Source organism: Paenirhizobium selenitireducens ATCC BAA-1503 (genome assembly GCF_000518785.1).
In the GTDB taxonomy this organism is placed as follows: Bacteria; Pseudomonadota; Alphaproteobacteria; order Rhizobiales; family Rhizobiaceae; genus Allorhizobium; species Allorhizobium selenitireducens.
In genome coordinates, this window is record NZ_JAEG01000023.1 from 1 (window position 1) to 25,522 (window position 25,522).

The 25,522-nt window shown below is 66.1% G+C and carries 30 protein-coding genes and 1 pseudogene; 13 read left to right on the forward strand and 18 right to left on the reverse strand.

The window, feature by feature from the left end:
• The 3 genes and pseudogenes from L867_RS28255 to L867_RS0120480 all read right to left on the reverse strand — a co-directional run.
• Positions 1-126, reverse strand: a pseudogene (locus L867_RS28255) (IS110 family transposase); the annotation flags it as partial.
• A gap of 139 nt (positions 127-265) precedes the next feature.
• On the reverse strand, positions 266-658 hold the full coding sequence (locus tag L867_RS25955; RefSeq protein WP_232363985.1) for a DUF6107 family protein: 393 nt from the start codon (positions 656-658) through the stop codon (positions 266-268).
• A 544-nt stretch (positions 659-1,202) separates the two neighbouring features.
• Positions 1,203-2,414, reverse strand: a complete 1,212-nt coding sequence (locus L867_RS0120480) for a phage portal protein (protein ID WP_028738582.1) — start codon at positions 2,412-2,414, stop codon at positions 1,203-1,205.
• A 286-nt stretch (positions 2,415-2,700) separates the two neighbouring features.
• Here L867_RS0120480 and L867_RS25960 point away from each other — a divergent pair, with 286 nt between their 5' ends.
• Complete coding sequence (locus L867_RS25960) at positions 2,701-3,054, forward strand: endonuclease domain-containing protein (RefSeq protein ID WP_084638669.1); 354 nt, start codon at positions 2,701-2,703, stop codon at positions 3,052-3,054.
• A 325-nt stretch (positions 3,055-3,379) separates the two neighbouring features.
• Here the strand turns inward: L867_RS25960 and L867_RS0120490 are convergent, their stop codons facing one another.
• Positions 3,380-3,709: a Dabb family protein gene (locus L867_RS0120490; protein WP_028738583.1), complete on the reverse strand. Its 330-nt coding sequence runs from the start codon at positions 3,707-3,709 to the stop codon at positions 3,380-3,382.
• Positions 3,710-3,837: 128 nt separating this feature from the next.
• A complete protein-coding gene (locus L867_RS0120495; RefSeq protein WP_028738584.1) occupies positions 3,838-4,452 on the reverse strand; it encodes a glycoside hydrolase family 19 protein in 615 nt (204 codons plus the stop codon).
• A gap of 238 nt (positions 4,453-4,690) precedes the next feature.
• On the opposite strand from L867_RS0120495, the gene L867_RS28155 reads away from it, so the two are divergent.
• The gene (locus tag L867_RS28155) at positions 4,691-4,822 is read left to right on the forward strand and encodes a hypothetical protein (RefSeq protein WP_269748272.1); all 132 of its coding nucleotides are present in this window, start codon (positions 4,691-4,693) and stop codon (positions 4,820-4,822) included.
• Positions 4,823-5,488: 666 nt separating this feature from the next.
• Here the strand turns inward: L867_RS28155 and L867_RS25965 are convergent.
• From L867_RS25965 to L867_RS25975, 7 genes are all read right to left on the reverse strand, one after another.
• Complete coding sequence (locus L867_RS25965; RefSeq protein ID WP_232363986.1) at positions 5,489-6,979, reverse strand: DNA-packaging protein; 1,491 nt, start codon at positions 6,977-6,979, stop codon at positions 5,489-5,491.
• A gap of 64 nt (positions 6,980-7,043) precedes the next feature.
• Positions 7,044-7,607 (reverse strand): hypothetical protein, encoded by a 564-nt coding sequence (locus L867_RS28080; protein WP_051439136.1) that lies wholly within the window; start codon positions 7,605-7,607, stop codon positions 7,044-7,046.
• Between the two features lie 409 nt (positions 7,608-8,016).
• Positions 8,017-8,367 carry a hypothetical protein gene (locus L867_RS0120515; RefSeq protein ID WP_028738585.1) on the reverse strand — a complete coding sequence of 117 codons (351 nt, stop codon included), beginning with the start codon at positions 8,365-8,367 and terminating at the stop codon, positions 8,017-8,019.
• Between the two features lie 148 nt (positions 8,368-8,515).
• A complete protein-coding gene (locus tag L867_RS0120520; protein WP_028738586.1) occupies positions 8,516-8,866 on the reverse strand; it encodes a carboxymuconolactone decarboxylase family protein in 351 nt (116 codons plus the stop codon).
• Between the two features lie 1,190 nt (positions 8,867-10,056).
• Positions 10,057-10,257 (reverse strand): heavy-metal-associated domain-containing protein, encoded by a 201-nt coding sequence (locus tag L867_RS0120525; RefSeq protein ID WP_028738587.1) that lies wholly within the window; start codon positions 10,255-10,257, stop codon positions 10,057-10,059.
• 96 nt (positions 10,258-10,353) lie between these two features.
• Positions 10,354-10,806 (reverse strand): Cu(I)-responsive transcriptional regulator, encoded by a 453-nt coding sequence (gene cueR / locus L867_RS0120530; protein WP_028738588.1) that lies wholly within the window; start codon positions 10,804-10,806, stop codon positions 10,354-10,356.
• An 11-nt stretch (positions 10,807-10,817) separates the two neighbouring features.
• The gene (locus L867_RS25975) at positions 10,818-13,427 is read right to left on the reverse strand and encodes a heavy metal translocating P-type ATPase (protein WP_084638670.1); all 2,610 of its coding nucleotides are present in this window, start codon (positions 13,425-13,427) and stop codon (positions 10,818-10,820) included.
• 398 nt (positions 13,428-13,825) lie between these two features.
• Between L867_RS25975 and L867_RS0120540 the strand changes: the two genes are divergently transcribed.
• Together L867_RS0120540 and L867_RS25980 are read left to right on the forward strand one after the other, a co-directional pair.
• Entirely contained in the window at positions 13,826-14,236 is a 411-nt protein-coding gene (locus tag L867_RS0120540) for an AbrB/MazE/SpoVT family DNA-binding domain-containing protein (RefSeq protein WP_051439137.1), read from the forward strand.
• Positions 14,230-14,613, forward strand: coding sequence for a type II toxin-antitoxin system PemK/MazF family toxin (locus L867_RS25980; RefSeq protein WP_146086597.1), 384 nt, complete (start codon positions 14,230-14,232; stop codon positions 14,611-14,613). Before L867_RS0120540 ends, L867_RS25980 begins: the two co-directional genes overlap by 7 nt.
• A gap of 136 nt (positions 14,614-14,749) precedes the next feature.
• Here the strand turns inward: L867_RS25980 and L867_RS0120550 are convergent, their stop codons facing one another.
• The 4 genes from L867_RS0120550 to L867_RS0120565 all read right to left on the reverse strand — a co-directional run bounded on the left by L867_RS0120550 (position 14,750) and on the right by L867_RS0120565 (position 16,573).
• On the reverse strand, positions 14,750-15,040 hold the full coding sequence (locus L867_RS0120550) for a hypothetical protein (RefSeq protein WP_028738590.1): 291 nt from the start codon (positions 15,038-15,040) through the stop codon (positions 14,750-14,752).
• A 55-nt stretch (positions 15,041-15,095) separates the two neighbouring features.
• A complete protein-coding gene (locus L867_RS27555) occupies positions 15,096-15,245 on the reverse strand; it encodes a hypothetical protein (protein ID WP_156951581.1) in 150 nt (49 codons plus the stop codon).
• 141 nt (positions 15,246-15,386) lie between these two features.
• Positions 15,387-16,022, reverse strand: coding sequence for an NrsF family protein (locus L867_RS0120560; protein ID WP_028738591.1), 636 nt, complete (start codon positions 16,020-16,022; stop codon positions 15,387-15,389).
• Complete coding sequence (locus tag L867_RS0120565) at positions 16,019-16,573, reverse strand: sigma-70 family RNA polymerase sigma factor (RefSeq protein ID WP_028738592.1); 555 nt, start codon at positions 16,571-16,573, stop codon at positions 16,019-16,021. Before L867_RS0120565 ends, L867_RS0120560 begins: the two co-directional genes overlap by 4 nt.
• Positions 16,574-16,800: 227 nt before the next feature.
• On the opposite strand from L867_RS0120565, the gene L867_RS0120570 reads away from it, so the two are divergent.
• From L867_RS0120570 to L867_RS0120605, 8 genes are all read left to right on the forward strand, one after another.
• Positions 16,801-17,073, forward strand: coding sequence for a BufA1 family periplasmic bufferin-type metallophore (locus L867_RS0120570; RefSeq protein ID WP_028738593.1), 273 nt, complete (start codon positions 16,801-16,803; stop codon positions 17,071-17,073).
• A 42-nt stretch (positions 17,074-17,115) separates the two neighbouring features.
• Complete coding sequence (locus tag L867_RS0120575) at positions 17,116-17,406, forward strand: BufA1 family periplasmic bufferin-type metallophore (RefSeq protein ID WP_028738594.1); 291 nt, start codon at positions 17,116-17,118, stop codon at positions 17,404-17,406.
• Positions 17,407-17,482: 76 nt separating this feature from the next.
• Positions 17,483-18,337 carry an MNIO family bufferin maturase gene (gene bufB / locus L867_RS0120580; protein ID WP_028738595.1) on the forward strand — a complete coding sequence of 285 codons (855 nt, stop codon included), beginning with the start codon at positions 17,483-17,485 and terminating at the stop codon, positions 18,335-18,337.
• A 7-nt stretch (positions 18,338-18,344) separates the two neighbouring features.
• Positions 18,345-19,211, forward strand: a complete 867-nt coding sequence (locus tag L867_RS25985) for an HvfC/BufC N-terminal domain-containing protein (RefSeq protein WP_084638673.1) — start codon at positions 18,345-18,347, stop codon at positions 19,209-19,211.
• 125 nt (positions 19,212-19,336) lie between these two features.
• Positions 19,337-19,801 carry a DoxX family protein gene (locus L867_RS0120590; RefSeq protein WP_037174094.1) on the forward strand — a complete coding sequence of 155 codons (465 nt, stop codon included), beginning with the start codon at positions 19,337-19,339 and terminating at the stop codon, positions 19,799-19,801.
• Positions 19,802-19,905: 104 nt separating this feature from the next.
• Positions 19,906-20,400 carry a chemotaxis protein CheW gene (locus L867_RS25990; RefSeq protein WP_051439139.1) on the forward strand — a complete coding sequence of 165 codons (495 nt, stop codon included), beginning with the start codon at positions 19,906-19,908 and terminating at the stop codon, positions 20,398-20,400.
• 161 nt (positions 20,401-20,561) lie between these two features.
• Positions 20,562-20,912 carry a type II toxin-antitoxin system RelE/ParE family toxin gene (locus tag L867_RS0120600; RefSeq protein ID WP_028738597.1) on the forward strand — a complete coding sequence of 117 codons (351 nt, stop codon included), beginning with the start codon at positions 20,562-20,564 and terminating at the stop codon, positions 20,910-20,912.
• On the forward strand, positions 20,909-21,238 hold the full coding sequence (locus tag L867_RS0120605) for a helix-turn-helix domain-containing protein (RefSeq protein WP_028738598.1): 330 nt from the start codon (positions 20,909-20,911) through the stop codon (positions 21,236-21,238). The genes L867_RS0120600 and L867_RS0120605 overlap by 4 nt, the downstream gene beginning before the upstream one ends.
• A 327-nt stretch (positions 21,239-21,565) precedes the next feature.
• Here L867_RS0120605 and L867_RS27855 read toward each other — a convergent pair whose 3' ends face one another.
• Positions 21,566-22,276: a collagen-like triple helix repeat-containing protein gene (locus L867_RS27855; protein WP_210163658.1), complete on the reverse strand. Its 711-nt coding sequence runs from the start codon at positions 22,274-22,276 to the stop codon at positions 21,566-21,568.
• Between the two features lie 178 nt (positions 22,277-22,454).
• The gene (locus tag L867_RS26000) at positions 22,455-22,919 is read right to left on the reverse strand and encodes a YcgN family cysteine cluster protein (protein WP_037174100.1); all 465 of its coding nucleotides are present in this window, start codon (positions 22,917-22,919) and stop codon (positions 22,455-22,457) included.
• Between the two features lie 208 nt (positions 22,920-23,127).
• On the opposite strand from L867_RS26000, the gene L867_RS0120620 reads away from it, so the two are divergent.
• Positions 23,128-25,293, forward strand: a complete 2,166-nt coding sequence (locus tag L867_RS0120620; RefSeq protein WP_028738600.1) for a transglycosylase domain-containing protein — start codon at positions 23,128-23,130, stop codon at positions 25,291-25,293.
• The last annotated feature ends 229 nt before the right edge of the window (positions 25,294-25,522 follow it).

The following is a 25,522-nucleotide window of genomic DNA, read 5'->3' on the forward strand; positions in this document are numbered from 1 at the left end:
GTCATTGCCAAAGCGCCGGCTTTCGCCGAGCGGATGGAGGTGAATGTCGAGCCACTCTTTACACACGTCCACGCCGACGTAGACTGTCGCCATCGCGTTTTCTTCGAACGAAACCTTGCCTTGCATGCGGGACTTGCTCCCCATCATCTGTTCAGGACAAACGCGAGGACGGCCGGACCAATCTCATCCCCGGTTCTTGCCAAGGGGCGCGCGGTCCCGACCGTCCGCTCTCCGGCGGATGGCCATCCGCCGGAGAGCGCATCAATCATCCAACAATCGATGCAGTTTGAACATGCAAGGGGCAAGGATCCCCGACGGCAGGGTGAGGTCTCCCCCTCACCCGCCCGGCCGCTTGGCCGTAGCGGGCGAAGAGCCGCACCAGCAGCCCGAGCCCCCACCAGGCGGTGAGGCTTGCTGCCGTCGCGCCGGCGAGCATGGTCTCCGGCGGCGAGAGTTCGGCCGCGACGTCGAGCTTGCGCACGATCCACAGCCCCGCCGGCCCGCCGAAGATCATGCCGCAGCAGACCCCGGTCAGAAACCGGATCGCCGCCTCGCGCCGTCCCTTGGGCAGCAGGTAAACGAGCGAGATCGCCGACCCCGCCACCGCCCCGATCACGCGTGCGCTCCACAGACCGCCGTCATGGCTGAAGTCAGTCATTTGTTAATCTCTCATCGCTAAAATAATGAAATTCGAAGGCCTACGCCGATCCGGTCGGGGCCGTTTCGACCTTCGCCGCTGGACGCACGATCCGGCCCGCGGACAGGGCAGTTGCCCCTGCGCAACCCGCTTCGCGCAACACTTCAAGTGGCCGCGTTTTCCCGAGTCGATTGAATCGCTTGCAGCCTACTTCTCAGAGCCTGATTCAAGCCCTGCATGTGTCGCTTCAACGGCCTCATCTTCCGATTCAGCTTGAAGTCGCCGGGCGCTTTGCGCCGGCTGATCTCCCCCCTTGAGGGGGAGATGTCACGGAGTGACAGAGGGGGGTGATCCGCCGTCGCGCGAGGAGCTACCCCCCTCTGCCCTGCCGGGCATCTCCCCCTCAAGGGGGGAGATCGCAAGCCGACACCGCGCCGCCCCACGCCTCTCCTCATCCTGAGGTGCCCCGCAGGGGCCTCGAAGGATCGAGGCCGCGACCCCGCCGCCAGGACCCTTCGAGGCTCACTGCGCTCCTACCTCGGGGTGAGGGTCAATCCGCACACCTTCAATACCCCACCGCCTGCCGCTTCTCCTCCTCGGTGAGGAAATCCGCCGCCCCGAGCCTCGCCCACAGCGCGTCACGCTCGACGGCCAGTCCCGCCACCTGGTCGAGGTCCGGCACCAGCCGCAAGGGCTCGCCATAGAGCCCCGAGAGGAAGCCGGAAAAACTCGCAGCGGTGCGAGAAACCAGCGGCAGAACGGTCAGCCGGTAAAACGCCCGGTTCGCCTCCTGGTAGTTGGCATAGGTGTTGTCGCCGGGGATGCCGAGCAGCATGGGCGGCACGCCGAAGGCGAGCGCCACGTCGCGCGCCGCGCCGTTGCGCGCCTCGACGAAATCCATGTCCTTCGGCGACAGCCCCATGGACTTCCAGTCGAGCCCACCTTCCAGAAGCAGCGGCCGCCCGGCCCGCATCGGCCCGGAATAGCCCTCGTCGAGTTCCACCTTCAGCCGCTCATACTGGTCGGCCGAGAGATTGCCGCCCTCCTTCGGCTGGTAGACCAGCGCGCCCGAGGGCCGGGCCGAATTGTCGAGCAGCGCCTTGTTCCAGCGCGCCGCGGCATTGTGCAGGTCGAGCGCAACCTGGGCTGCCGCCAGCGGCGGAAAGCCGAGATGGTCGTCGAGCGGATGGAAGAGTTTCAGATGCAGAAGCCCGCCGCACCGCCCGGCCCCGCCTCCAGCCCCGCCGCCAACGCCTGCGCCTCCCGCCGAGCCGCCGCCCGCCGAGATCCGCCGCCTCTGCGATCCGGCACGATAGTCATAGGCCTCCGGCCAGCCGTCGGCGCCGGCGACCACCGCCACCCGGTCGGGCCGCAGCAGATGCAGTTCCGCCGGCCGCGTGCCGATCGCCAGCGGCTCGACATAGGCATTGCCGGACAGCAGCAGGTGGCCGTAGAGCGCCTCGAAGAAGTCGGCCCCGCCCATGCGGGCATTGGGCTGCCCGATCAGCGCAAGCGCCGGATGCCGGTCGAGCTCCTGCGCGTCGCGGTAGGCAAGCCAGGGAATGGCGGCGGCGGCTTCCGCCACCAGCCTCACCGTGCGGTGGGCCACCGGGTTCTTCATGAAGCCCTCGCGCGACAGCGAAGCATAGGACCGCCCGGTCCACCGCGCCTCCCCCTCGCCCGCCACCAGCGACACCCCGCCCCCCACTGCCTTGGCGTCGGACACGGCTCCTTGCTCCGCCGGGAAAACCCACGGCAGTCGAAACGGCAATCTCATCGGATGTTTCCTGTTGTTTCGAGGTTGGGGTAACGCCGCGACCTCTTCTCCCCTGGAGGGAGAAGAAGCGAAATCGGCGTCTTGGCGAAAGCCAAGTGCCAGATTTCGCAGATGAGGGGGCCGCCTGCAGAAACCAGCCTGTCCCCCTCACCAACAAAATCTACGACTTAGCTGTCGCTAAGATCATGATTTTGTATCCTCTCCCTCGCTGGGGAGAGGAGGGGCGCGGCGGGCTTGCGTCGTCTTCGGTGAAACGGCATGATTTGTCATTCTGCGGAGAGCCGCGATGGCCAGAGAGTTTCCCGAATTGGCCCGAAAGCGGGCCAGGCAGATGCGCATCGATGCGACCGATCCTGAGGCGATCTTCTGGTCGCACGTCCGCAACCGGCTTTTGAACGGCCACAAGTTTCGGCGCCGGGTCCCGATTGGCCCCTATATTGTCGATTTTGTCTGCGCGGACAGGAAACTGATCATCGAACTCGACGGCTTTCAGCATGCCGAAGACCCGCGCGACGAACACCGCGACCGCTATCTGGCCTCGCTCGGATACCGCATTCTCCGCTTCTGGAACCAGGAGATCTACGCGGATGTCAGCCAGGCCCTCGTCCATGTCGTGGAGGTTCTGGAGGGCCGAGCCTGACGCCACTCCTCTCCCCAACGAGGGAGAGGATACAAAATCGAGGGCTTAGCCGAAGGCTAAACCTCAGATTTTGTTGGTGAGGGGGCGAATTGATACGATGGCCCTTCCCGGAGAGCCGGGGATGCGACCGGTGCAAAGGACGTTGCAGATTGCTCGCGGCGGTCCAGCCCCCTCATCAGCGAAATCTGGCACTTAGCTAAAGCTAAGACGCCGATTTCGCGTCTTCTCCCTCGTTGGGGAGAAGAGGATCTCGAGCCAGCCGCGCCGTTCCTCTCCCCAGCGAGGGAGAGGATACAAAATCGAGATCTTAGCCGAAGGCTGAACCTCAGATTTTGTTGGTGAGGGGGATGACGCCTCCCCCCACCGCATCCTCCACCACGTAATCCGCCGCATAGCGCTCGCCGCGCAGCGGCTTCACCCGGTCGATCGACTGCTGGTAGAGCGGATGGGCGTGATAGGCGGCCAGCGCCTGTTCGTCGTCGAATTCGCCATGGACCACCACGTCGATCCGCCCGTCGAAACGGTCGGCGCGGATATTGGTGCCGATCTCCAGCCGCCGCGCATGCGGAATGCCGGTGAGCAGCGACAGGCCCTCGATCACGGCCTTGAGATTGGCCCGTTCGGGCACGGTGAAGAAGACGATATGGCGGATCACGGGCCTTGCGTTCCGATTGGACGTTTGCGTGCGGCGCAGACGCGCCGGCGAGCGGCGATAGCATGCCCGGCGGCGGCGCTCAATGCGTGTCCCGTCACGCAACGCGGCCCCTCCGATCCCGGCACCGCTCATGGCCCCGTCATCGCCGCCAGAAAGGCGCGTCCATGGCCCGCCACAAGCGCGGCCCGGTCGCGGCCGTTGACGATGCGCCGGGCGCCGGTCCAATCGGCCATGTCGCGGCCGAAGGCGTCGGCGAGCGTCACCCCGCTGAACAGCCCGTCGCGCATGCCGATCACCAGGATCCTCACCGCCACGTCGAGCTCCATCGCCCGGCCGGGGTCCGCGACCAGGTCGACGCCGATCGCCGCTGACAGCCGCTCGTAATTGCGCTTGTGGGTGATCTGCACCAGCCCGCGGCCGAACCAGCACTTGCCCTCGGCATCGAGCCGCCAATAGGGCGTGCGCACCTGAGGCAGGCGCCCCGCCGCATAGGCCCGTTCGAGCCTCAGCATCGCCGCCCGGTCGCTCGGCGCAAAGGTCTCGCGCACCGGCTGCATGCGCCCGCCCGTCTCGTGGAAGGCGGTCGCCAGGCAATAGGCGAGGCGCCGCGGATCGTCGGTATCGGTCAGCGCCCGCCAGCCGGCAATGAGCGCCGTCATGCCCGAGACCTGGGCGGTGTTCAGCCGCCCGGAAAACAGGTCGCGCCGCGCCGCCTTGAAGAATCGTTGCTCGTCGAAAATCATGCCGGTCTCCTGTCGCAACGGCGTTTTGGCCCGCCCGTCGGTGCTTTCGCCCCGTTCTGCCCCCTCGCCCGGCGCCGCGGTTAACCACCACCGAATTTTCTTGGGCGATTAAATCGTTTGAAGGAATTTCAATCGTTTAGAGGGGCGGAAGGTCGTATTTACAAAATTTTAACACTGTGGAACTTTCCGCCGCATTCCGAGTTTGACTACCGAGATGAACCCCGTGAGGAGTAGCGCGATGCAGATCAACAGCACGACCCAGACCAAGGCTCCCGCCGCCACCATCCCGGCCCATGTGCTGGAGCGCCTGGAGAACGAATGGCGCCAGATGCGCCAGGCATCCCCCCAGCCGGCCTCCGCCTCCAAGTAAACTTTTCCGCCCACCCTTCCGACCGGCGCCCCTGGCGCCGGTTTTGTTTTGGCCGGAGGCGACTTCTCTCCCCTCGTGGGAGAGAAAGGAATTTCAGCATCTTGGCTTCAGCCAAGTGCTAGAAATTCCAAGTGAGGGGGCACTCCGCCACACATCGAAGCCGATCCAGCCCTCCACCTCACCCCTCATCCTGAGGTGCCCCAAAGGGGCCTCGAAGGATCAAGGCCACCAACCCCAACAATCGCTGTGCACACAATCCGCCCCCGCCCTTCGCGGCTCGCTTACGCTCCCACCTCAGGGTGAGGGCTACCGCCGGTGCGCATCCTACGGTGGGGCTACCGTTGGCTCGGCGCCCCTTTCTCTCCCCTCGTGGGAGAGAAAGGAATTTCAGCATCTTGGCTTCAGCCAAGTGCTAGAAATTCCAAGTGAGGGGGTACTCCGCCACACATCGAAGCCAATCCAGCCCTCCACCTCACCCCTCATCCTGAGGTGCCCCGCAGGGGCCTCTGAGGATCAAGGCCACCCAGCCCTATCAAACGCCGCGGATACCATCCGCCCACGCCCTTCGAGGGTCGCTTACGCTCCCACCTCGGGGTGAGGGCTGTCGCCGGTGCCAAGCCCCCCTCACCCCGATGTGCCCCAAAGGGGCCCCGAAGGATCAAGGCCTCACATCCCGCGAATGCGCGGTTCGCCGGTCCCCTCCAGCATCAGCGCCGTCAGCGCCCAGACGAGCGCGTCCAGGCGGTCCGGCGAGCGGCCGCCGGATAGCCCGTCCGGGCCGAAATCACACATCTGGTCCTCCAGCGCGACGAAGCGGGCGGCATGCACCACCCGGCCCTGCTCGTAGAGGGCGGCCACCGGTTCGGCCCGCAGATATTTGCCGCGCGTCGCCCGCACCATGCTCACCGGCAGGTTGGCTTCCACGCTCTTCAGCATGGCCGCCACCATGTCGCCGCCCTGGTTGACCTCGGCCACCACCCGGTCCGCCTCGAAGCGGCGATAGGCATTGACCACGGCGCGTGCCCAATCGGCCGGGCTCCTGCCCTCGACAGAGCAGTCGGCCAGCACGGCGCCCCGGCCATTCTCCATCACCCCGGCCACGACGATGCCGCAGACCGAGGCCGGCCCGCTGCCGGCCGGCGGATCGACCGCCACGACGATGCGCCGCAGTGGCTCGATCAGCCTCACCGTCAGCGCCTCCAGCCGGTCGCGTCTCCACAGCGCGTCCTCGCGGTCCTCGATCAGCTCGCCGCCGAGTTCCTGGCGCCCCAGCCGCGTGCCGCCATAGCGCCGCTCCAGCGCCATGATGAAACCGGGCGCCAGATGGGCGGCATTGTCGGCGGTCGACAGCCGCGTCACCACCGTCTCCGTGTCACCGATCAGCCGCTTCAGCAGCGGCACGGCGCGCGGCGTGGTGGTCACCAGCTGGCGCGGCTGCTCGCCCAGCCGAAGCCCGAACTGCAGCATGTCGAAGGTCTCCTCGGCATGTTTCCATTTGGCCAGCTCGTCGCACCAGGCATAGTGAAACTGTGGCCCGCGCAGGCTTTCCGGGTCCTCCGACGAAAAGATCTGGGCGATCGCCCCGTTTGGCCAGACGATCCGGCGCCGGGAAATCTCCACCTCCGGCCGCAGGCGCCGGGCAATCCTTGCAATGCCCGAGGCCCCGTCGATCATCACCTCGCGGGCATCGCCCAGCGTTTCGGCGACGAGCGCAATCCGCAGATCCGTGCGCGCGCCGGCGGCAAGCGCCAGCCCGTGCACCCATTCGGCCCCGGCCCGGGTCTTGCCCGATCCGCGCCCGCCCATGACGAGCCAGGTCGACCAGTCGCCCTTCGGAGGCCTCTGTTCCTCGCGGCCGGTGACCACCCAGCTGCGCCCGATGCGCCGGCTGGCGAGCAGACCGCGTTCGGCAACCAGGGCGGCAAGGTCTTTCTCCAGTGCCGCGGAAGTGGGATCGGCCGTGTCCGGTGCCTCGGCGATCGGCGGCTCCGTGTCGCCAGGTGCGGTCGGCCGGTCGCCATCAGCCGCTGCAGCCATAACAGCCGGACCATCGAGCCCCGCCGCCCCGCTTTCATGAAGACTGGCGCCCAGCACACCGGTCAGCGACGTCCCGCAGTCGAGCGCAGCATGGGCACGCTCCTTCAAGGCCGTCTGCATGCCGTCCCCGAGCTCACCGAAAACCCGGCCGGCCTGTCTGCTCCGGCGCACGACGATCTTTGCCTCAGCCGCTTCCCGCATCAGGCGTCGATGCCGGCTCGATTGCCCCACCGATCCCCGCGGCGGCGGACCCTTCGGTGGCGTTCCGCCAGGCGGCGAGCCGGGCTTTCGCCCGAGCTTCGGCCTGGGCTTCGATGATGCGGAGCAGTTCTGCCGTGATCGCGTCTTCATCCTCGCCCTCGCCGCTTGCCAAGGCCGCGTCCCCGCGGTCGCGCGCCAGCTGGCGCTGCAGGCTGTCGATCTTTTCCAGCGTGCGCACGATCAGCGCGATGGCGTCGGTCGCCGCCTTGGCATCGGCCCGCGCCGCCTTGGCGGCCGCCTCGTCGGCGCCGTCGATCAGCTTTTCGGCCGTGGCCCGCAGCTTGCGAAACAGCTCGAACTGCTCGCGCATCTCGGTCGTCAGGTCGTCGAGCAGCGCCGCCAGCCGATCGAGCGGCGACAGCGCGTCGGTGGATTTCACCTCGAGCCCCGCCGCATCCGCCGCGCCCAGGCGCTGCGGCCCACGCCACCCGTCCCCGCCGGGCGAAAAGCCCAGCAGAGCCAGGTCCATATCCTGTTCGTGATCCATGACAATCTCCTCGCCTCGAGGCTTCGCTTCGTCTCTCCCCTGGAGGGAGAGACAGCAAAATCGAGGGCTTGGCCGACAGGCCAAACCTCAGATTTTGCCAGTGAGGGGGTCCCTGAAGCTGCGGGGATGGCTCCCGCCACGGCCCGCCCCGATAGACGCACACCCCGCGCCCAACAAAAAAGGCCCGGTTGCCCGAGCCTTGACCAAAATCCCTGTGCCGGTCCCACCCGCCGAAGCCCCTCATCCTGAGGTGCCCGGCGCAGCCGGGCCTCGAAGGATCCGGCCGCAGTTTTCCGACTATGCCTGAACCCTATCAAACGACCGTCACGTCGTCAAGGTATTTATTCCTATATTTCTGAATTTTTTCCTTTTGCCGCCATTGCGCCCTCAAACAGCCCGAAGCCCCCCCTCACTGCGCGATCAGCGTCTTCTCCTTGCGCACCTTCAAGCCCATGGAAAGCTTGGCGCAGATCGGCAGGGTCTCGCCCTCCAGCACCGCGACGATCGAGCGGTTGGCCTCGGGGTCGCAGAACAGTTCGACCACCCCGTCGGGCAGGCAGTGGATCACCCGTTCGCGGCCGTCGGTGGTGCGGCGGATGAAGAAGTCGCGGCGGCGCTTGAAGTCGGGCGTGGTGTCGGAAAAGGCCTTCTCGCATTCGGCGAGCGAGCTTGCCGCCTTCTGGTAGAAGGCCGGTTCGCCGGCGAGCGCCAGCGCCGGCAGGCAAAGAAGGCCAAGCGAAGTCAGGATCAGTCGGCGCATCGGAGCAACTCCATGGGATTCGTCGAGCCACAGTCTAGCGCCGGCGGGCGTGCCGCGATACCGCCAAATCCGGTCCGATCCCGATCGGCACGGCAGCCTCTCCCCTCAAGCGGGGAGAGGTCCTGGAGCAAAAGGCAAAGGGCCGTTCTTACTCGGCCGCCCCACCATACTGTTCCCAGGCCGTCATGGCGTCGCCGGCATACATCAGCGACGGGCCGCCGCCCATGTAGACCGCCATGCCAAGCGTTTCCTCGAACTCGGCGCGGGTGCAGCCGAGCTTGACCAGCGCCTCGGTGTGGAAGCCGATGCAGCCGTCGCAGCGGGTGGAAATGGCAATGCCGAGCGCCACCAGTTCCTTGGTCTTCTTGTCCAGCGCCCCATCCTTGCCGGCCGCCTGCGCCATGGCCGAAAAGCCGGCCATCACGTCAGGGATATCCTTGCGCAGGGTCCTGATACCGCTGGAGATCTGCTTGGTGATGTCGTGATAGTTCTTGGACATGGGGGAGGCCTTCCGGTTCAAACATATATATTCTCATATATGTACGAAGCTCCGTAGATACGCAAGAACCAAGGCGACGAAAATCGAATACGCGGCCATCTGTCTGCGGCGCCGGTGTGGGACACCCTCTTCCCCCCCCAGCGGGGAGAAGTGCCGAGCGAATGCGAGGCGATGAGGGGGGCGATGAGGGGGGCGAAGCCATTGTATTCTCCGCGAAAGCCCCCTCATCCGGCGCTACGCGCCACCTTCTCCCCGCCGGGGAGAAGTGGGACGGACAGCGCCTGCCTTCCAAGACCAAAAAAGGGACGGGAGTCTCCGCCAGCCCACAGACAGGCTTCCGACAAGCAACTACGATCGCTCGACAATTCAGCTGCCGACCATGCGGCGCCGGTGTGGGACGCGCTCTTCTCCCCAGCCGGGAGAAGTGCCGAGCGAATGCGAGGCGATGAGGGGGGCGAAGCCATTGTATTCTCCGCGAAAGCCCCCTCATCCGGCGCTACGCGCCACCTTCTCCCCGCTGGGGAGAAGCGGGACGGACAGCGCCTGCCCTCCAAGACAAAAAAAGGGGGAGTCTCCGCCCGGCCACAGACAGGCTTCCGACAAGCCACTACGATCGCTCGACAATTCAGCTGCCGGCCACGCGGCGCCGGTGTGGGACGCCCTCTTCTCCCCAGCGGGGAGAAGTGCCGAGTGAATGCGAGGCGATGAGGGGGCCAAGTGCGCCGCCATCAATTGGCTTCGCCCCCCCCCATCCCCCGCTACGCGCCACCTTCTCCCCGCCGGGGAGAAGCGGGACGGACAGCGCCTGCCCTCCAAGACCAAAAAAGGGGGAGTCTCCGCCCGGCCAAAGACAGGCTTCCGACAAGCCACTACGATCGCTCGACAATTCAGCTGCCGACCACGAGGCGCCGGTGTGGGACGCCCTCTTCTCCCCAGCGGGGAGAAGTGCCGAGTGAATGCGAGGCGATGAGGGGGCCAAGTGCGCCGCCATCAATTGGCTTCGCCCCCCTCATCCGGCGCTACGCGCCACCTTCTCCCCGCCGGGGAGAAGCGGGACGGACAGCGCCTGCCTTCCTAAACAAGAAGCAAGGCCGGGAGTCGCCTCCCGGCCCAGACCTTGCCGACAAAAAAACAGCGGCCGGGGATCGCTCCCCGGCCGCCGGCCCCTTACCCCCCGGGACCCCACGCCGTCAGGCGCTTTTCCGGACCGGCGTATAGCCGGCCTCGCGTATCGCTTCCTCGGCTTTCGCCGCATCGCCCTCGACCGACACTTCATGCGCCTTCAGGTCGATCTTCACCGCCGCTCCCGGCAGCGCCTCGTCGAGCGCCCTGGTGATCGCCTTCTCGCAGTGGCCGCAGGTCATGTCCTCGACCTGAAACAGATTGGTCATGCTCATTCCTTGTCCTTTCCTGGCAGACATTCGCGCCATACCCTTCTTGCACCTTTCCACCGTAGGAAGGTCAAGGGGTAAATCGCGCGCCCCTGCTCAAGCCCGGCCCGCCACCCGCCGCAGCGCCCGGGGCGGCGAAGGCTCGGGCTCGCGCGCCGTCTTGCCGCCGGACAGATCGGCGAGAATCGGGCAGTTCGGCCGTTCGTCGCCATGGCAGCAGTCCGCCAGTTCGCGCAGCGTGCCCACCATGGCCTGCAGGCCGGCGATCTTCTCCTCCAGCTCGGCGATATGGTCGAGCGCCAGCTTCTTCACCTCGGCGCTGGTGCGCGCCTTGTCGGCCCACAGCGTCAGCAGTTGTTCGGTCTCCTCGAGCGAGAAGCCGAGCGAGCGGGCGCGGCGCACGAATCGCAGCCGGTGTACCTCGTCCTCGCCATAGACGCGGTAATTGCTTGGCGTCCGGTGCGCCGGGCGCACCAGACCGATCTCCTCGTAATAGCGGATCATCTTCGACGAAACGCCCGAGGCCTCCGAGGCCTCGCCGATGTTCATGCCGTCAGTCTTCATCCTCTGGCCTCTTCACCTGGCCTCATTGCGGCCCCGGCGCTTCTGTCCTGCCCGCCAAGCTCGGTCACCCGAGTCCGTTTCAGGCGGAGCGCATTGGTCAGCACGAAGACGCTCGAAAGGCCCATGGCACCCGCGCCGACCATGGGCGACAGCAGAATGCCGAAACTCGGGTAAAGGATGCCCGCCGCAACCGGGATCAGCAAGACGTTGTAGCCGAATGCCCAAAAAAGGTTCTGGCCGATATTGCGGATCACCGCGCGGCTGAGCTCGATGGCATGCAGCGCCGAGCCGAGATCGCCGCCGACCAGCACCACGTCGGCGCTTTCGATCGCCACGTCCGTGCCGGTGCCGATGGCAATGCCGGTATCGGCGCTGGCCAGCGCCGGCGCATCATTGATGCCGTCGCCGATGAAGGCGACCTTGCGGCCCTTCTCCTTCAGCGCGTTGATCACCGCGACCTTGCCGTCCGGCAGAACCTCGGCCACCACTTCGTCAATGCCGGTCGCGCGGCCGATCGCTTGCGCCGTCGCGCGGTTGTCGCCGGTCACCATGACGACGGAAAGACCCAGATCCTTCAAGGCCTTGATCGCCGCGATGCTGGTCTGCTTCAGCGGGTCGGAGACGGCCAGTGCCGCGGCAAGCCTGCCGTCGATCGCCACGTAGAGCGGCGTCTTGCCCTCGCCCGCCAGCCGACCCGCCACCTTGGCGAAGGGCGAAACGTCGAGCCCGAGCTTGACCATGTAGCGGTCGGCGCCGGCCGCAACCGTGCGGCCGGAAACCGTGCCGGTGATGCCATAGCCGGCCAAAGCCTCCACGCCTTCGGCCGCGGCTATGGTCAGCCCCCGCGCCTCGGCGCCCTTGACGATCGCCTCGCCGACCGGGTGCTCCGAGCGGGCCTCCAGGCCAGCGGCGAGCGCCAGCACCTCGGCCTCGGCAAAGCCGTCGACCACCGCGACATCGGTCAGTTCCGGCCGGCCCTTGGTGATCGTGCCGGTCTTGTCCATCACCACGGTATCGACGTCGCGCAGCGTCTGCAGCGCCTCGCCCTTGCGGAACAGCACGCCGAGTTCGGCCGCCCTGCCCGTGCCGACCATGATCGAGGTCGGCGTGGCGAGCCCCATGGCGCAGGGGCAGGCGATGATCAGCACGGCCACCGCCGCGACCAGGCCATAGGTATAGGCCGGCTCCGGCCCGACGAAGAGCCAGACGAGGAAGGTCACTGCGGCGATCGCCATGACCGCCGGCACGAACCATGCCGTCACCCGGTCGACCATCATCTGGATCGGCAGCTTGGCGCCTTGCGCCTCGCCGACCATGCGGATGATCTGCGAAAGCATCATGTCGGCGCCGACCTTGTCGGCCCGGAAGCGGAACGAACCCTTGCCGTTGATCGTGCCGCCGATGACGATGGCGCCCTCTTCCTTCCCGACCGGCAGCGGTTCGCCGGAAATCATCGCCTCGTCGACATGCGAGGCGCCGTCGATCACGGTTCCGTCGACCGGAATGCGCTCGCCCGGCCGGATCACCACCACATCGCCGACCACCACGTCGCCCGCGGCAATGTCCAGCGTCCGCCCGTCGCGCTCGACGCGGGCGGTCTTGGCCTGCAGCCCGGCAAGCTTCCTGATCGCCGCGCCGGTGCGCCCCTTGGCGCGGGCTTCCAAGAGCCGCCCGAGCAGGATCAGCGTGACGATCACGGTCGCGGCTTCATAATAGACATAGCGCGCCTCGGCCGGCAGCACGGCCGGCGCAAAGGTCGTCACCAGCGAATAGAGATAGGCGGCCCCGGTGCCAATCGCCACCAGCGAATTCATGTCCGGCCCGCCGCGTAAGAGCGCCGGTACGCCCTTCATGAAGAAGCGCCGTCCGGGGCCGGCGAGCACTGCGGTCGCCAGCGCGAACTGGATGTAATTCAACAGGTTACCGGGAAAGAGATCCATCAGCGTGTGGTGCAGCGGCGGATAGAGATGGCTGCCCATTTCCATGACGAAGAGCGGCAGTGTCAGAACCAGCGCGATCCAGAAGTCGCGCGTCAGCCGGCCGATCTCGCGTTCCTTGGCCTCTTCATGCGTGTCCGTCTCTCCGGCCTGCGCCTCCAGCTTCGCCTTGTAGCCGGCCCTCTCGACCGCCTTGACCATGGCCGGAACCGCCGCCTTGCCGCCGAGCACCGTCACCACCGCCTTGGCGGTGGCGAGATTGACCGAGGCCGTCTCGACCGCGGGCACGCTTTTCAGCGCCTTTTCCACCCGCGATACGCAGGACGCGCAGGTCATGTCTTCGATGTCGAGGATCACCGTCTCGGCCCTGGCCTCGTAACCCGCATCCTTCACCGCCTTGACCAGCGCCTCGGCGGAAAAGCCCGGCCCCGGCGTCACTGACAGCGTCTCGGTGGCAAAATTGACCGCGCTCGCCTCCACGCCCGGCACCTTGGCCGCGGCCTTTTCCACCCGCTTGACGCAGGAGGCACAGGTCATACCCTCGACCGGCAGGATGATCGGCCTGAGCGCCGGCTGCTTTTCCGCCCCGCCGGCCCGTGCGCCCGCTGTCGCGTCCCCCGGCGCCGTGCCCGGCCCCTGCTCAAGATCGATCTTCGGCAGTTCGTTCATCTCATCACCTCTCGCCCGTGCCGGGCCTTGCGCCTGAATATAGGTCGCAAGAACCGCCAAAGCACGGAAAACCCGTTTCCTTCTCGCCCCGCGACCCATCCGGCCCAGACGACTTCCCCCTAGATGCACCTTCCCATCATGGGAGGGTCAAGGGGTGACGGAGGGATTTTGTTTTGCGGCAACGGGCCGATGGGGCCGATTTTCGGCCGGTGACAAGGCGGCAAGTCCGGTGTTACGCCGCCCAACCCAGGGACTTGGCAAGTACGACGTCGCCAATGCACGTTTCCGGGGTGAATGCGCCGAACCTGACGGAAGCGAATTGCCAATCGTTGGAGCCCACCCCGGACCGAGAGGCGATGGTGGCGGACTTGTTGAGACGGAGGGACAATGTTATATAAATGTTCGACATCAAGAGGATAAAACCAATGGCAAGGACAAAAGCCGACACGCAGCCCCGTGCCAAGGGCGGAAGCGCCATCAAGGCCGGCTTTGCGGCCAAGGGACAAGCCCTTGGCGGCAGTTTTTCAACAACCTCCAAGCTGAAGAAAGCCGGGGGGTCCTTAGTGCTCACTGTACCGGCCGCCGCCCGCAACATGCTGGGTCTCACCGAAGGCCAGGAAATGATCGTTTCGGTGAATGGACGGCAAGTTATCGCAGAGCCGGCACCGACTGCCCAACAGACAGTGAAGGTCCGCAAACCAAAATACACGCTTGATGAGTTGCTGGAAGGGTACGATGCCAACGCACCGCTCTCGGCCGAGGAACGTGCGTGGATCGACGCGCCAGCGGTAGGAAGTGAAGCTTGGTAAGACCCAATATTCCTGCCCAAGGCGAAATCTGGTGGCTAGACATGCAGCCCTCTTCTGGCAAAGAGCAACGCGGACGCCATGCCGGCCTAGTGCTGTCGGCCTTCAAGTTCAACATGACCACCGGATTCGCATTCATTGCGCCGATCACCACCACCGGAAACGCCTCCCGCATTAACGGCTTCGCGGTCCCATTGACAGGCGCTGGAACGGGCGCCACGGGCGTGGTTCAGGTTGATCAGGTGAAGTCGATGGACTGGCGCAATCGCAACGCGGAAAAATCCAAAGACATCATTCCGGATGAAATCATGGTGGAGGTCCTGGAACGGTTCGCGCCGATCTTCGGTCTTGTCTTTGCAGTGCCGGACGAGGAGGCGTAGCTTTCGCACGGTAGCGTTGGATTGCAGTCTCACTGCACACCGCCGCCGGTGTGTATGCGCACGCTTCAAGGCAATTCCTTGCGGCCACACACATCAGCCACGCATATCCACTCACCCCTGTTCCGCCATGAACCCATCAAAAATATCCGCCAAGCGCGTCATACGCGTCGAGCGGCAAAACATGCGCGACATACTGGTCCGGCCGGACCACGACCAGGCAGCCACGCTCCCGGTCGATGCCGCGCAGGTCGAAGATGTCGGGGCCGGCGGTCAGGTCGGGGCAGAACATCTTCTCGTAGTCGGTCAGGCCGTAGCGGCCCTTGGCGGGCTTCAGGAGCGCCGGCATGGCGTCGAGCGAAAGCGCGCGGTGGTCCTGCTGGAAGATGGCGCGCAGGTCGATGAAGGAGTCGATGCCGGCGCCGGCCAAGCGTGATGGGGCCGGCGCGCTGCTCGGCAATGCGAATGCTGATGCCGGGAAAGGCTCAAAGCTGGGCGGCGAGCGTCAGCCCGGCCGGCCCGGAGCCGACGATCAGCACGTCGCCCTCGCCGGCGGGCGCGGCGTTGCCAGCGTTCTCAAGCGGCTCGGCGATCGCCGGATCGCCCGTGCGGAATCCGTCTTGATGAAATTGCATGATGCCCCCCCAAAGGCGGGCAACCGGCCTTCACGACCCTTGGCATCGGCGCGTCGAACCGCCCTCCCGGCGGATCGGAGAATTTCGTGAGCATCCTTCTTATTGTGATCTGTCAGTCGGTCGGATCGCTCCGCCCGGCCCCTACCAGCGGAGAAAGCGGCGGCCGGTGGCGTAGCCGACGGCAATGACGAACGTGACGGCGAGCGTATACCAGGCGACGCCGAAAAGCGGGCTGTCGTCCGGGCAATGCCAGGCGTAGAGCGCCGCCCCGATCGCGCCCGCGGCAAGGCCTGCGGCGGCCCCCGCCAAACCCGGATTCTCCGGCGCGCCATTGCGCAGGGCCGCAAGGAAGCCGGCAAGCGGTGCAAGCGACAGAACCGGAATGAAGAACAGGCAGAAGGCGGCGTTCCGTCCGATGAGCCTTGCCGCCCAGGCGTCCTGCGGCACGACCACGAGCTCGACCCCGACCGCCACGACCATGAGCGCAAGCGGCAGGAGAAGCGCCAGCGCCCAGGGCCTGATCGGAACACCCGGCTTGCCGATCCGCGCAACGAGGCCGAAGGCCGCAATGGCAAGCACGAGCGTCATGCCGATCTTGAAGGCGACGCGCACGGTCCCGATGGCGCTTGCCAGATCGTCGCGCAGCCCGACGGTAACCAGCAGCAGCACGGCCGATGCGACAATGCCGGCGGCGAGCGCCAGTGCCAGCGCGCGCCCGAGGCGCATGCGCACCGGCGCGTCCTGCGACAGCAGCCTGATCAACTCGTCGGTCTTCACGTCTCGCTCCGATACAGGGCGGCCAGGGATTTCAACGCCCGGTGCAGCGCCACCCGCACCGCACCTTCGCTCATCTTCAATCGCGCCGCCGTCTCGCCGACACCCGCCCCGTTCAGCGAGATGGACCGGACGATGTCGCGCTGTGGGTCCTTCAGCCGCGCGAGCAGCGTCTCGACGTCCATCCGGTCGGTCGCGTCCGTGCGCTCGGCGGCGGCCAGCGTTTCCATCACGTCCTCGATCGGCACGCTGACATGGCGGCCCCGGCGCCTCAGGCTGTCGATCAGCTTGTGGCGCACGATGGTCGACAGCCAGGGGCCGATCGGCCGCGCCGTATCCCAGGTGCCGCGCTTCAGGTGTACGGCGATCAGCACTTCCTGCACGATGTCCTCGGCCTCGCCGGCGGGTGCGCCGAACTGTTCGCAGCGGCGCCGCGCCATGGTGCGCAGGTGCGGTGTGACGGCGGAGAGGAAACGCTCGTAGGCCTGCGCGTCGCCGTCAAGCGCGCCGCGCATCCAGTCTGCCCACTCGCTTTCCCGCTTCGCCTGCCTCACAACACCCTCTACGTCGCCACACACGTTTTTGTTACCGGCGTTGTGCGTCACCCCTGAATTTTCAGCCAAGCCACGGAAATGGCTCGGCATTTTTTCCGATCCTCGACCGCTGCCCGGACCCGCGGCGCGAAAAAACGGCGAGAGGCCGCGTAACGTTTCCTCGCCCCGGCCCGTAGCTCCCGATGTCCAGGCCAATTTCGGCCTGCCACTCCAAGGGAGAACCGATCATGAAAAACAGCTTCGTCACTCTGGCGCTCGCCGGCTCGCTCGCCACCGCGCTCGCCTCCGTCGCCATGCCCGCCGCTGCCCAGGATGCCGCCAAGGAAAAGTGCTACGGCGTCGCGATGAAGGGCCAGAACGACTGTGCCGCCGGCAAGCACGACTGCGCCGGCAAGGCGACCATGGACTATGACAAGCAGTCCTTCAAGCTCGTGCCCGCCGGCACCTGCGCAACGATGATGGCGCCCGACGGCAGCCACGGCATGCTGACCCCGGCCTGAGCCCGGCCGCAAACCATCTCCATTCTCATCTAAGGACAAGACATGACCAGAACCACCCATGCGCTCGCCGCCTCGCTCGCCACCGCACTCACCCTTGCCGCCGCCCTGCCGGGCGCGGCTGTCGCCCAGGATGCCACCAAGGAGAAATGCTACGGCGTGGCGATGAAGGGCCAGAACGACTGCGCCGCCGGCCCCGGCACGACCTGCGCCGGAACCTCCAAAATCGACTACCAGAAGAATGCCTGGAAGCTCGTGCCGGCCGGCAGCTGCATGACGATGATGACGCCGGACGGCGCGCACGGCACGCTGGAGCCCGGCCCGGCACCGGCCTGAGCGAGGCCGACCCCAAGGCGGCGGCGCGACGCTTCGCGCCGCCGCCTCCCTCCCCTCAAGCAATCGGAGAAGACGCATGAAACCCTCCAGCCTCCCGCCCCGCGCCGGCGTCGGCTTCAAGCCCGAGCATTTCACCGCGATCGACGCCGCCCCGCAGCCGCTCGGCTTTTTCGAGGTGCATGCGGAAAACTACATGGGCGCCGGCGGCCCGCCGCATGCGAAGCTGTCGCGCTTGCGCCAGGACTACGCCCTCTCGATCCACGGCGTCGGCCTGTCGATCGGCGCCATGCAGCCGCTCGACCGCGACCATCTCGCCCGGCTGAAAAGCCTGTGCGACCGCTACGAGCCGGAGAGTTTTTCCGAACACCTCGCCTGGTCGAGCCATGGCGAGGTCTTTCTCAACGACCTGTTGCCGCTGCCCTATACCGCAGCGACGCTTGCCCGCGTCGCCGAGCACATCGACACGGTGCAGGATCTGCTCAAACGGCAGATGTTGCTGGAAAACCCGGCGACCTATCTGACCTTCACGGAGAGCACGATCGAGGAGACCGATTTCCTCGCCGAACTGGTGCGCCTGACCGGCTGTGGCCTGCTGCTCGACGTCAACAATGTCTTCGTCGCCGCCACCAACCACAATCTCGACCCGCGCGCCTATCTGGCCCGCTTCCCGCTTGCCCATGTGCGCGAGATCCATCTGAGCGGCCATTCGGAAACCGTCGACGATGCCGGCGCCACCCTGCTGATCGACAGCCACGACACGCCCGTCAAGGACCCGGTCTGGGCACTCTACGAAGAGGTGCTGGAGCGCACCGGGCCGGTCGCCAGCCTGATCGAATGGGACAATGACGTGCCGGACTGGCCGGTGCTGCTTTCCGAGGCGCGGGCGGCCGAGGCCCTGCTCGACGCCAGCGCCCGCCGCCGGGCCGCGTGAGGGCGCCATGACAACCGCCCTCACACCCGCCACGAAATCGGCAGCAAGGCCCACCACGCGATCCGAAGCGCCGGCCAACCCGGCCGCGCCCGGACACGCCTGCGCGCCCGCCGCCTTCCAGCCCAGTTTCGCCGCCTCGCTCGCCGATCCGGACCGCCCCGTGCCCGAGGGGCTGACGGCCTGGACGGGGAACCGTCCCCAGCGCCGCTTCGGCGTCTACCGCAACAATGTGCAGGTCGGGCTGACCGGCGCGCTTGCCGCGCGCTTTCCCGCGACGGAGGCGATCGTCGGGCCGGAATTCTTCAGCGCCATGGCGAGCGCCTTCGTCGCCGCCCATCCGCCGCGTTCGCCGCTGCTGCTGGCTTACGGCGACGATTTCGCCCGGTTCGTCGAAGGCTTCGAGCCGGCGGCGAAGCTTGCCTATCTGCCCGACGTCATCCGGCTCGAGGCGGCGCGCAGCCGCGCCTATCATTCCGCCGATGCCGAACCGCTCGCCGCCGCCGATCTCGCCGCCGTCCCCGCGGAACGGCTGGGCGATCTCGTACTCGAACCACATCCCTCGCTTGCTCTCCTGCGCTCGCCCCATCCCGTCGTCACCATCTGGGCGATGAATGCCGGTGAGCTGCCGCTTGCGCCAATCAGGGACCGGGCGGGCGAGGATGCGCTGATCGTGCGGCCGCACATGGGCGTGGAGGTGCACCGCCTGCCGCCCGGAGGGGCACAGTTCTTCACCGCCCTTTCCACCGGGCAGACGCTTGCCGAGGCGGTGCAGGCCGCCGTCGCGGATGCGCCGGCCTTCGACCTTGCCGCCAATCTCGCCGGGCTGATCATCACCGGCGCATTCGTTCAACTCGCTTTCCGGGAGGAAGCATGATGCCCCAGGAACTTGCCCCAAATTCCACGCCAGGACCGGCTTTGAGACCCGCCGTGTCACCCGCGATGACGCCTGCCGACACGACGGCACGCGCGAGGCAGGCACCGGCGACCGGAGCCACGCCAATGGCGCTGTCCTCCACGAGGCACCCGGCCCTTCGGGTGATCGCCGGCGCGATCGGCCTTGCCAACCGCATTCCCCACGACCTGATCGCGCTCGTCGCGCGCCTCTCGATCGCGGGGGTCTTCTTCCAGTCGGGCCAGACCAAGCTCGACGGCTGGAAGGTTTCCGACAGCGCGCTCTACCTGTTCGAGAACGAGTTCCGCCTGCCGCTTCTCTCCCCCTCGATCGCCGCCCATATGGCGACCATCGCCGAGCATCTCTTCCCCGCGCTGCTGGTGGTCGGCCTTGCCAGCCGGCTTTCGGCGGCGGCCCTTCTGATGATGACGCTGGTGATCCAGGTCTTCGTCTATCCCGGCGCCTGGCCGACCCACGGCACCTGGGCCGCCTGTCTCATCCTCATCCTCGCCCGCGGCCCCGGCCGCGCCTCGCTCGACCACTGGCTCGCCGGGCTTTTCGGGCGGCGCTGAAGGGCATGTAGAGGGGCTGGCGACACCTGCGCCTCGACAGCCCGGCGCCAGCTTTGGCCGATATACAGGGCATCCCAATTCTCCCCTGTCGCGAGGATACTTGCGTGAACATCAATGCGCTAACCACTGGCTCCCTGGAAATCATCGCCTTCCGGCTGAACGACCAGTCCTTCTGCGTCAGGACGCGCTCGATCCGTGAGATCCGCGGCTGGGTGCCGGTGACGCCGATGCCGCACGCGCCCTATGAGGTGCTGGGCGTCATCAACCTGCGCGGCATGGTGATCCCGATCATCGATCTCGCCGCCAAGCTCGGCATGCAGGGCACCGAAGCCTCCGAGCGCAGCGCCATCATCGTCACCGATGTCAACGACATGACCATGGGCCTTTTGGTCGAGGGCGTCTCCGACATCCTGACCGTGCCCGCCGAAAGCCTCCAGCCGGTGCCGCACAATGCCGGACAGGCAACCCAGTTCATCGACGGCATCCTGGCCCACCAGGACCAGATGATCTGCTTCCTCAACCTCGAGGAACTGTTCTCCGCCAACGGCCCGAGCGGTGGCGGCGGCGGTGGCGCCGGTCCCGGCTGGGAAGAGTTCTGAGTTAACGCGCGCCCGGCCAACCGGTCGAAGTCCGCCCCTCCGCCTCCCGTGCATCTCCCCCATGAAAGGGAAGAATGGCATCTTGCATGCGCCGTGAGCACCAGACGTCATGGCGTGCCTGACTTGATTTTATATCTTTGAATATATATCTTGAGGCCCGGATGACCTATACAGTGCGATTTCATCCCGATTTCGTTCCGGAATGGAAAGCGCTGCATATTGGGCTGAAGGAACTGGTCGGCGAAGTGCTTGACCATCTCGAAGATGACGGTCCCTTTCTCGGCCGCCCCGAGGTCGATACGCTTTCCGGATCCAGTCATGCGAACATGAAGGAGATCCGGGTCAGGGTCGCAAAACAGGTCTGGCGCTTTGCCTTTGCCTTCGACCCCGCGCAAAGCGCCGTCATCCTGTGCGGCGGGGAAAAGCAGGGCAAGAACCAGGCCCTCTTCTACAAACAACTGGTCGCCAAGGCCGATGCCAGGTTTTCCGCCTGGCTGGAGGAGACGAAATGAGTACCGAGTGGAAAGACCTTCGCGCCGAACTTCCAGAAGAGGTGCGCGACCGGCTCGACGCCAAGCGCCGCGAACGGCGGCTCGGCAAGGCTCTCGCCGAGGTGCGCAAGACGATGCAGGCCACCCAGCAGGACGTCGCCAGCCGCGCCGGGATGACGCAGAACACCGTATCGAAGATCGAGAATGCCGATGATGTGTTGCTCTCTTCGGTGGTGCGCTACATGCACTCCATCGGCGGTGGGGTCGAACTGGTTCTGAAAACGCCCGACGGCAAAGCCACGCGTGTCGATTTCGATCCGGACATCCATGTGACACAGGGCAGCTGACGAGCGGAGCAAGCCCGCCCCCCTCTGCCCTGCCGGGCATCTCCCCCACAAGGGGGGAGATCGGCGTGCCGCCGGCGCCCGGCATTTCGCATCGGTTTTGGAAACCAGACAGCAACAGGCTGGCGGGCGCGTTAGGCGATCATCCACCACCATACTCGACATCAGATCCGAATCGGCAGGCCGGCCCCGGTCCGATCTCCCCCCTTGTGGGGGAGATGTCCGGCAGGACAGAGGGGGGCGAACCGGGAGGCGCTGACGGCGGGGTGGCCCTCTTTTCATCCTTCCCGGAGGCGCGGCGCTTGCTCCCCGGAGAAAGCAATCAAGGGACTATTTTTTAAGCCGCAGCAGTGCCACTGGACCCTTTTCATCTTCGCCAAACCGTTCATAGACGAACTCTCTATTGCCCAGCCAGCGGAGCGTGCAAACCTTGTTTAGACCGCACCAATCGGTACCCTTGCCCGGGCGCATTGCTCCAAAGGCGTCAGTAATACCAGACTTAACGATCCGCGCCAGCAACGCGCCATCCCGGTCGCAGAATTCCTGGCCGACCCTTAGCGTCAGGACCTGCAGGTTCAGCAGGGAGGCTACGGGGATGCAGCCGGTGCTGTTGAAAACGTCGGTGCCGGGTAGCGCGACCGGACTTGCCGCAACGGAAGCCGCGGGAAGCGCCGCCATTTGCTGCTGGACCGTCTGGGCCACCAATTGGCGCACGGCCTCGGCGGACATGCCCTCGCCGCCCGAGCCGGGGAGACCGGGAGGGCCCTGTTCGCCGCGTTCTCCCTGCGGTCCGCGGGGGCCCGGCAGTCCTTGGGGACCCGGCTCGCCAGGATCGCCCTTCGGCCCGCGCGGGCCTTCACCGCCGAATTGCGCCTTGCCAAGCACTTCGTGCAATTGGGAAATCTGGCCACGCAGGTTCTGGATCTCGGCCTTGGCCGCTTCGAAGTCCGTCGCATATTTGGCGACGGTATATCCGATGCCAAGCACGGTCGCCACGGTGACAACGCCGGCCATGGCTTTCACGAAAATGTTCTCGGTCACTGTAGTCCCCCAGACAATAACAGTGCAATATTGGCATAGTATTTCCGCTCACGTCGAGGGGAGGCACTGCAGCAAAGGCAGTTTCCCCAAGGCGCGCCGCCTGCCTCGACGCACGTTCGCCCCTCTGCCCCGCCGGGCACGATGGGCCAAAAGGCTGACGGCAAACGATGGTTGCCCCCTACTCCGCCTTGCCCCCGACGGTCAGCGGCCAGTCCACCACATAGTCCTCGAAATCCTCGAGCGGCACGTCGTCTTCCGAGACGGTGCGGCCGCGGGCCGAGATGCCGGCCTGGTGTACGGTTTCGCGGTCGCCGGAGACGAGGTAGTGCCACCAGTAGAGGTCGCGGCCCTCGGCCACCAGGCGGTAGGCGCAGGTCGGCGGCAGCCAGGCGATTTCGTCGACGCCCTCGACGGTCAGCTGGATACAGTCCGGCACGGTCGCCTGGCGGTTTTCATAGTCCTTGCAGCGACAGCTTTCGCCGTCGAGCAGGCGACAGGCGACCGAGGTGAACACCACGTCGCCGGTGTCCCAGTCCTCGAGCTTGTTGAGACAGCACAGGCCGCAGCCGTCGCACAGGCCTTCCCATTCGGAAAGGCTCATCTCGGCCAGGCTCTTGGTCTTCCAGTAGGGTAGATCGTTCATCCGTCATCACCGGCCAGGCGCCGGGCCATGGCGAAGGCGGGCCGTATCCGACGGCGCCTCGCTTTTTTCTTGTTCTTTGCCGGCAAATCGACAATCTATCAGCATATTGTAGAGTATGCCGATTTGCCGGCGCCAGGGCTTGCTCTTGAGCCCTGCCGGCACGCGCGTCAAGGGCCGAAAGGCCCGTCTCGTTCAGGGATAGAGTGAAGTGGCCGACGAACGCCCGCCAGCCGAGAAGAAGCCGCGCCTCAAGCGCCATATCCTGCTGAAGATTGACAGCTGGATCGATTCGTCGATGTGGAATGCCGGTTTCCGCCTGTCGGAGATCTGGGAGGAGATCACCATCTTCTTCCGCCGCTTTCGCGTGCGCGGCTGGAAAAAGCTGTTCTTCGAAGTGCTTGGCGAGGGCATGACGCTCGGCACCGCGGGTGCCGTGCTGATGCTGGCGCTCGCCCAGCCGGCCTTCGAGGAGACCAAGAAAGACTGGCGCAACCACGGCGACTTCGCCGTCACCTTTCTCGACCGCTACGGCAACCTGATCGGCCATCGCGGCATCATCCACGAGAATTCCGTGCCGATCGACGAACTGCCCGACCACCTGATCAAGGCGGTGCTGGCGACCGAGGACCGGCGCTTCTTCGAGCATTTCGGCATCGACTTCCTCGGGCTGATGCGCGCCATGAGCGAAAACGCCAAGGCCGGCGGCGTCGTGCAGGGCGGCTCGACGCTGACCCAGCAGCTGGCCAAGAACCTGTTCCTCACCAATGAGCGGTCGATCGAGCGCAAGATCAAGGAAGCCTATCTGGCGCTGTGGCTGGAAGCCAACCTGACGAAGAAGGAGATCCTGTCGCTCTATCTCGACCGCGCCTATATGGGCGGCGGCACGTTCGGGGCGGCGGCGGCCTCGCAATTCTATTTCGGCAAGCCGCTGACGGAGGTGAACCTCGCCGAATCGGCCATGCTCGCCGGCCTGTTCAAGGCGCCGGCGAAATATGCGCCGCACGTCAACCTGCCGGCGGCGCGCGCCCGCGCCAACGTCGTTTTGTCCAACATGGTGCAGGGCGGCATGATGACCGAGGGCCAGGTGATCGCCGCAAGGCGCAATCCGGCCACCGTCATCGACCGCGACGAGGCCGAGGCACCCGACTTCTTCCTCGACTGGGCCTTCGAGGAGGCGCAGGAGATCGCCGGAAAGTTCAAGGACCACACGCTGGTGGTGCGCACGACGATCGACACCGGCCTGCAGAAGGCGGCGGAAGAGGCAGTGGCTGCCAATCTGCGCGAATATGGCGAGAGCTACCACGTCAAGCAGGCCGCCCTGGTGATGATCGAGAACGGCGGGGCGGTGCGCGCCATGGTCGGCGGCCGCGACTACGGCGAAAGCCAGTTCAACCGCGCCTCGCGGGCGCTGCGCCAGCCGGGTTCATCGTTCAAGATCTATACCTATTCGCTGGCGATGGAGAAGGGTCTGACGCCGGACTCGCCGATCACCGACGCGCCGATCTCCTGGGGCAACTGGAGCCCGCACAATTACGGCAATTCCTATGCCGGCCGCATCGACATCAAGACGGCGCTGGCGAAATCGATCAACACCATCCCGGTCAGGCTCGCCAAGGAAAAGCTCGGCCCCAATGCGATCGACCAGATCATGGCGGAGGCGAAGAAGTTCGGCGTCGAGACGCCCATCCGCAAGGACGTGACCATCCCGATCGGCACCTCGGAAGTGACCGTGCTCGACCAGGCGACAGCCTATGCCGTCTTCCCGGCCGGCGGCTACCAGTCGCGCCGCCACGGGATCGCGCAGATCATGAACTACAATGGCGACGTGCTCTATGATTTCGAGCGCGACGCGCCGGCGGCGACCCGGGTTCTGTCGGAAACGGCCGCCGCCTACATGAACCAGATGCTGACCCGCGTTCCCTACGTCGGCACGGCGCGGCGCGCCGCCGTCGACGGGGTTCTGACCGGCGGCAAGACCGGCACCACCCAGGCCTACCGCGACGCCTGGTTCTGCGGCTATACCGGCAATTACACGACGGCCGTGTGGTTCGGCAATGACGACTATACCTCGACCAACAACATGACCGGCGGCTCGCTGCCGGCGATGACATTCAAGTCGCTGATGGACTATGCCCACCAAGGCATCGACCTGCGCCCCATTCCCGGCGTCGAGACGCCGACGCCGGAGGCGGAGAAGGCGATCGCCGCGGCCAAGACGGCAAAGCCCGCGGCCGGCACGGACACTGTCGCGCCGATGGTCCGGGCCCGCTCGCTGTCGTCCGAGACGACCCGGATGATCCGCGACATCGCCCGGCGCCTCAAGGAAGCCAAGCCCCTTGCGCTCGACCCGCAGAAGGTGGCGAGCATCGACTGAGCGCCCAAAGCATGGCGCGTCTATCTGGAGCCATTCTGTTGGCTGAAACGGGCCGCCTGATCGACCGGCCGGCTTGGCCACCGGGCCTTGCCAGATTTCGCATCGGTTTGCTTACGCGCGGTTAACCGCGTCCGCCGGTCTTCATGGGCAGCGACGCCGAACCCGTCTATTGCTAGGGGCGCCAGCCGCCCGATTCGGGCGTGCCGCATCACCCGGCGGTCAGGTTTGA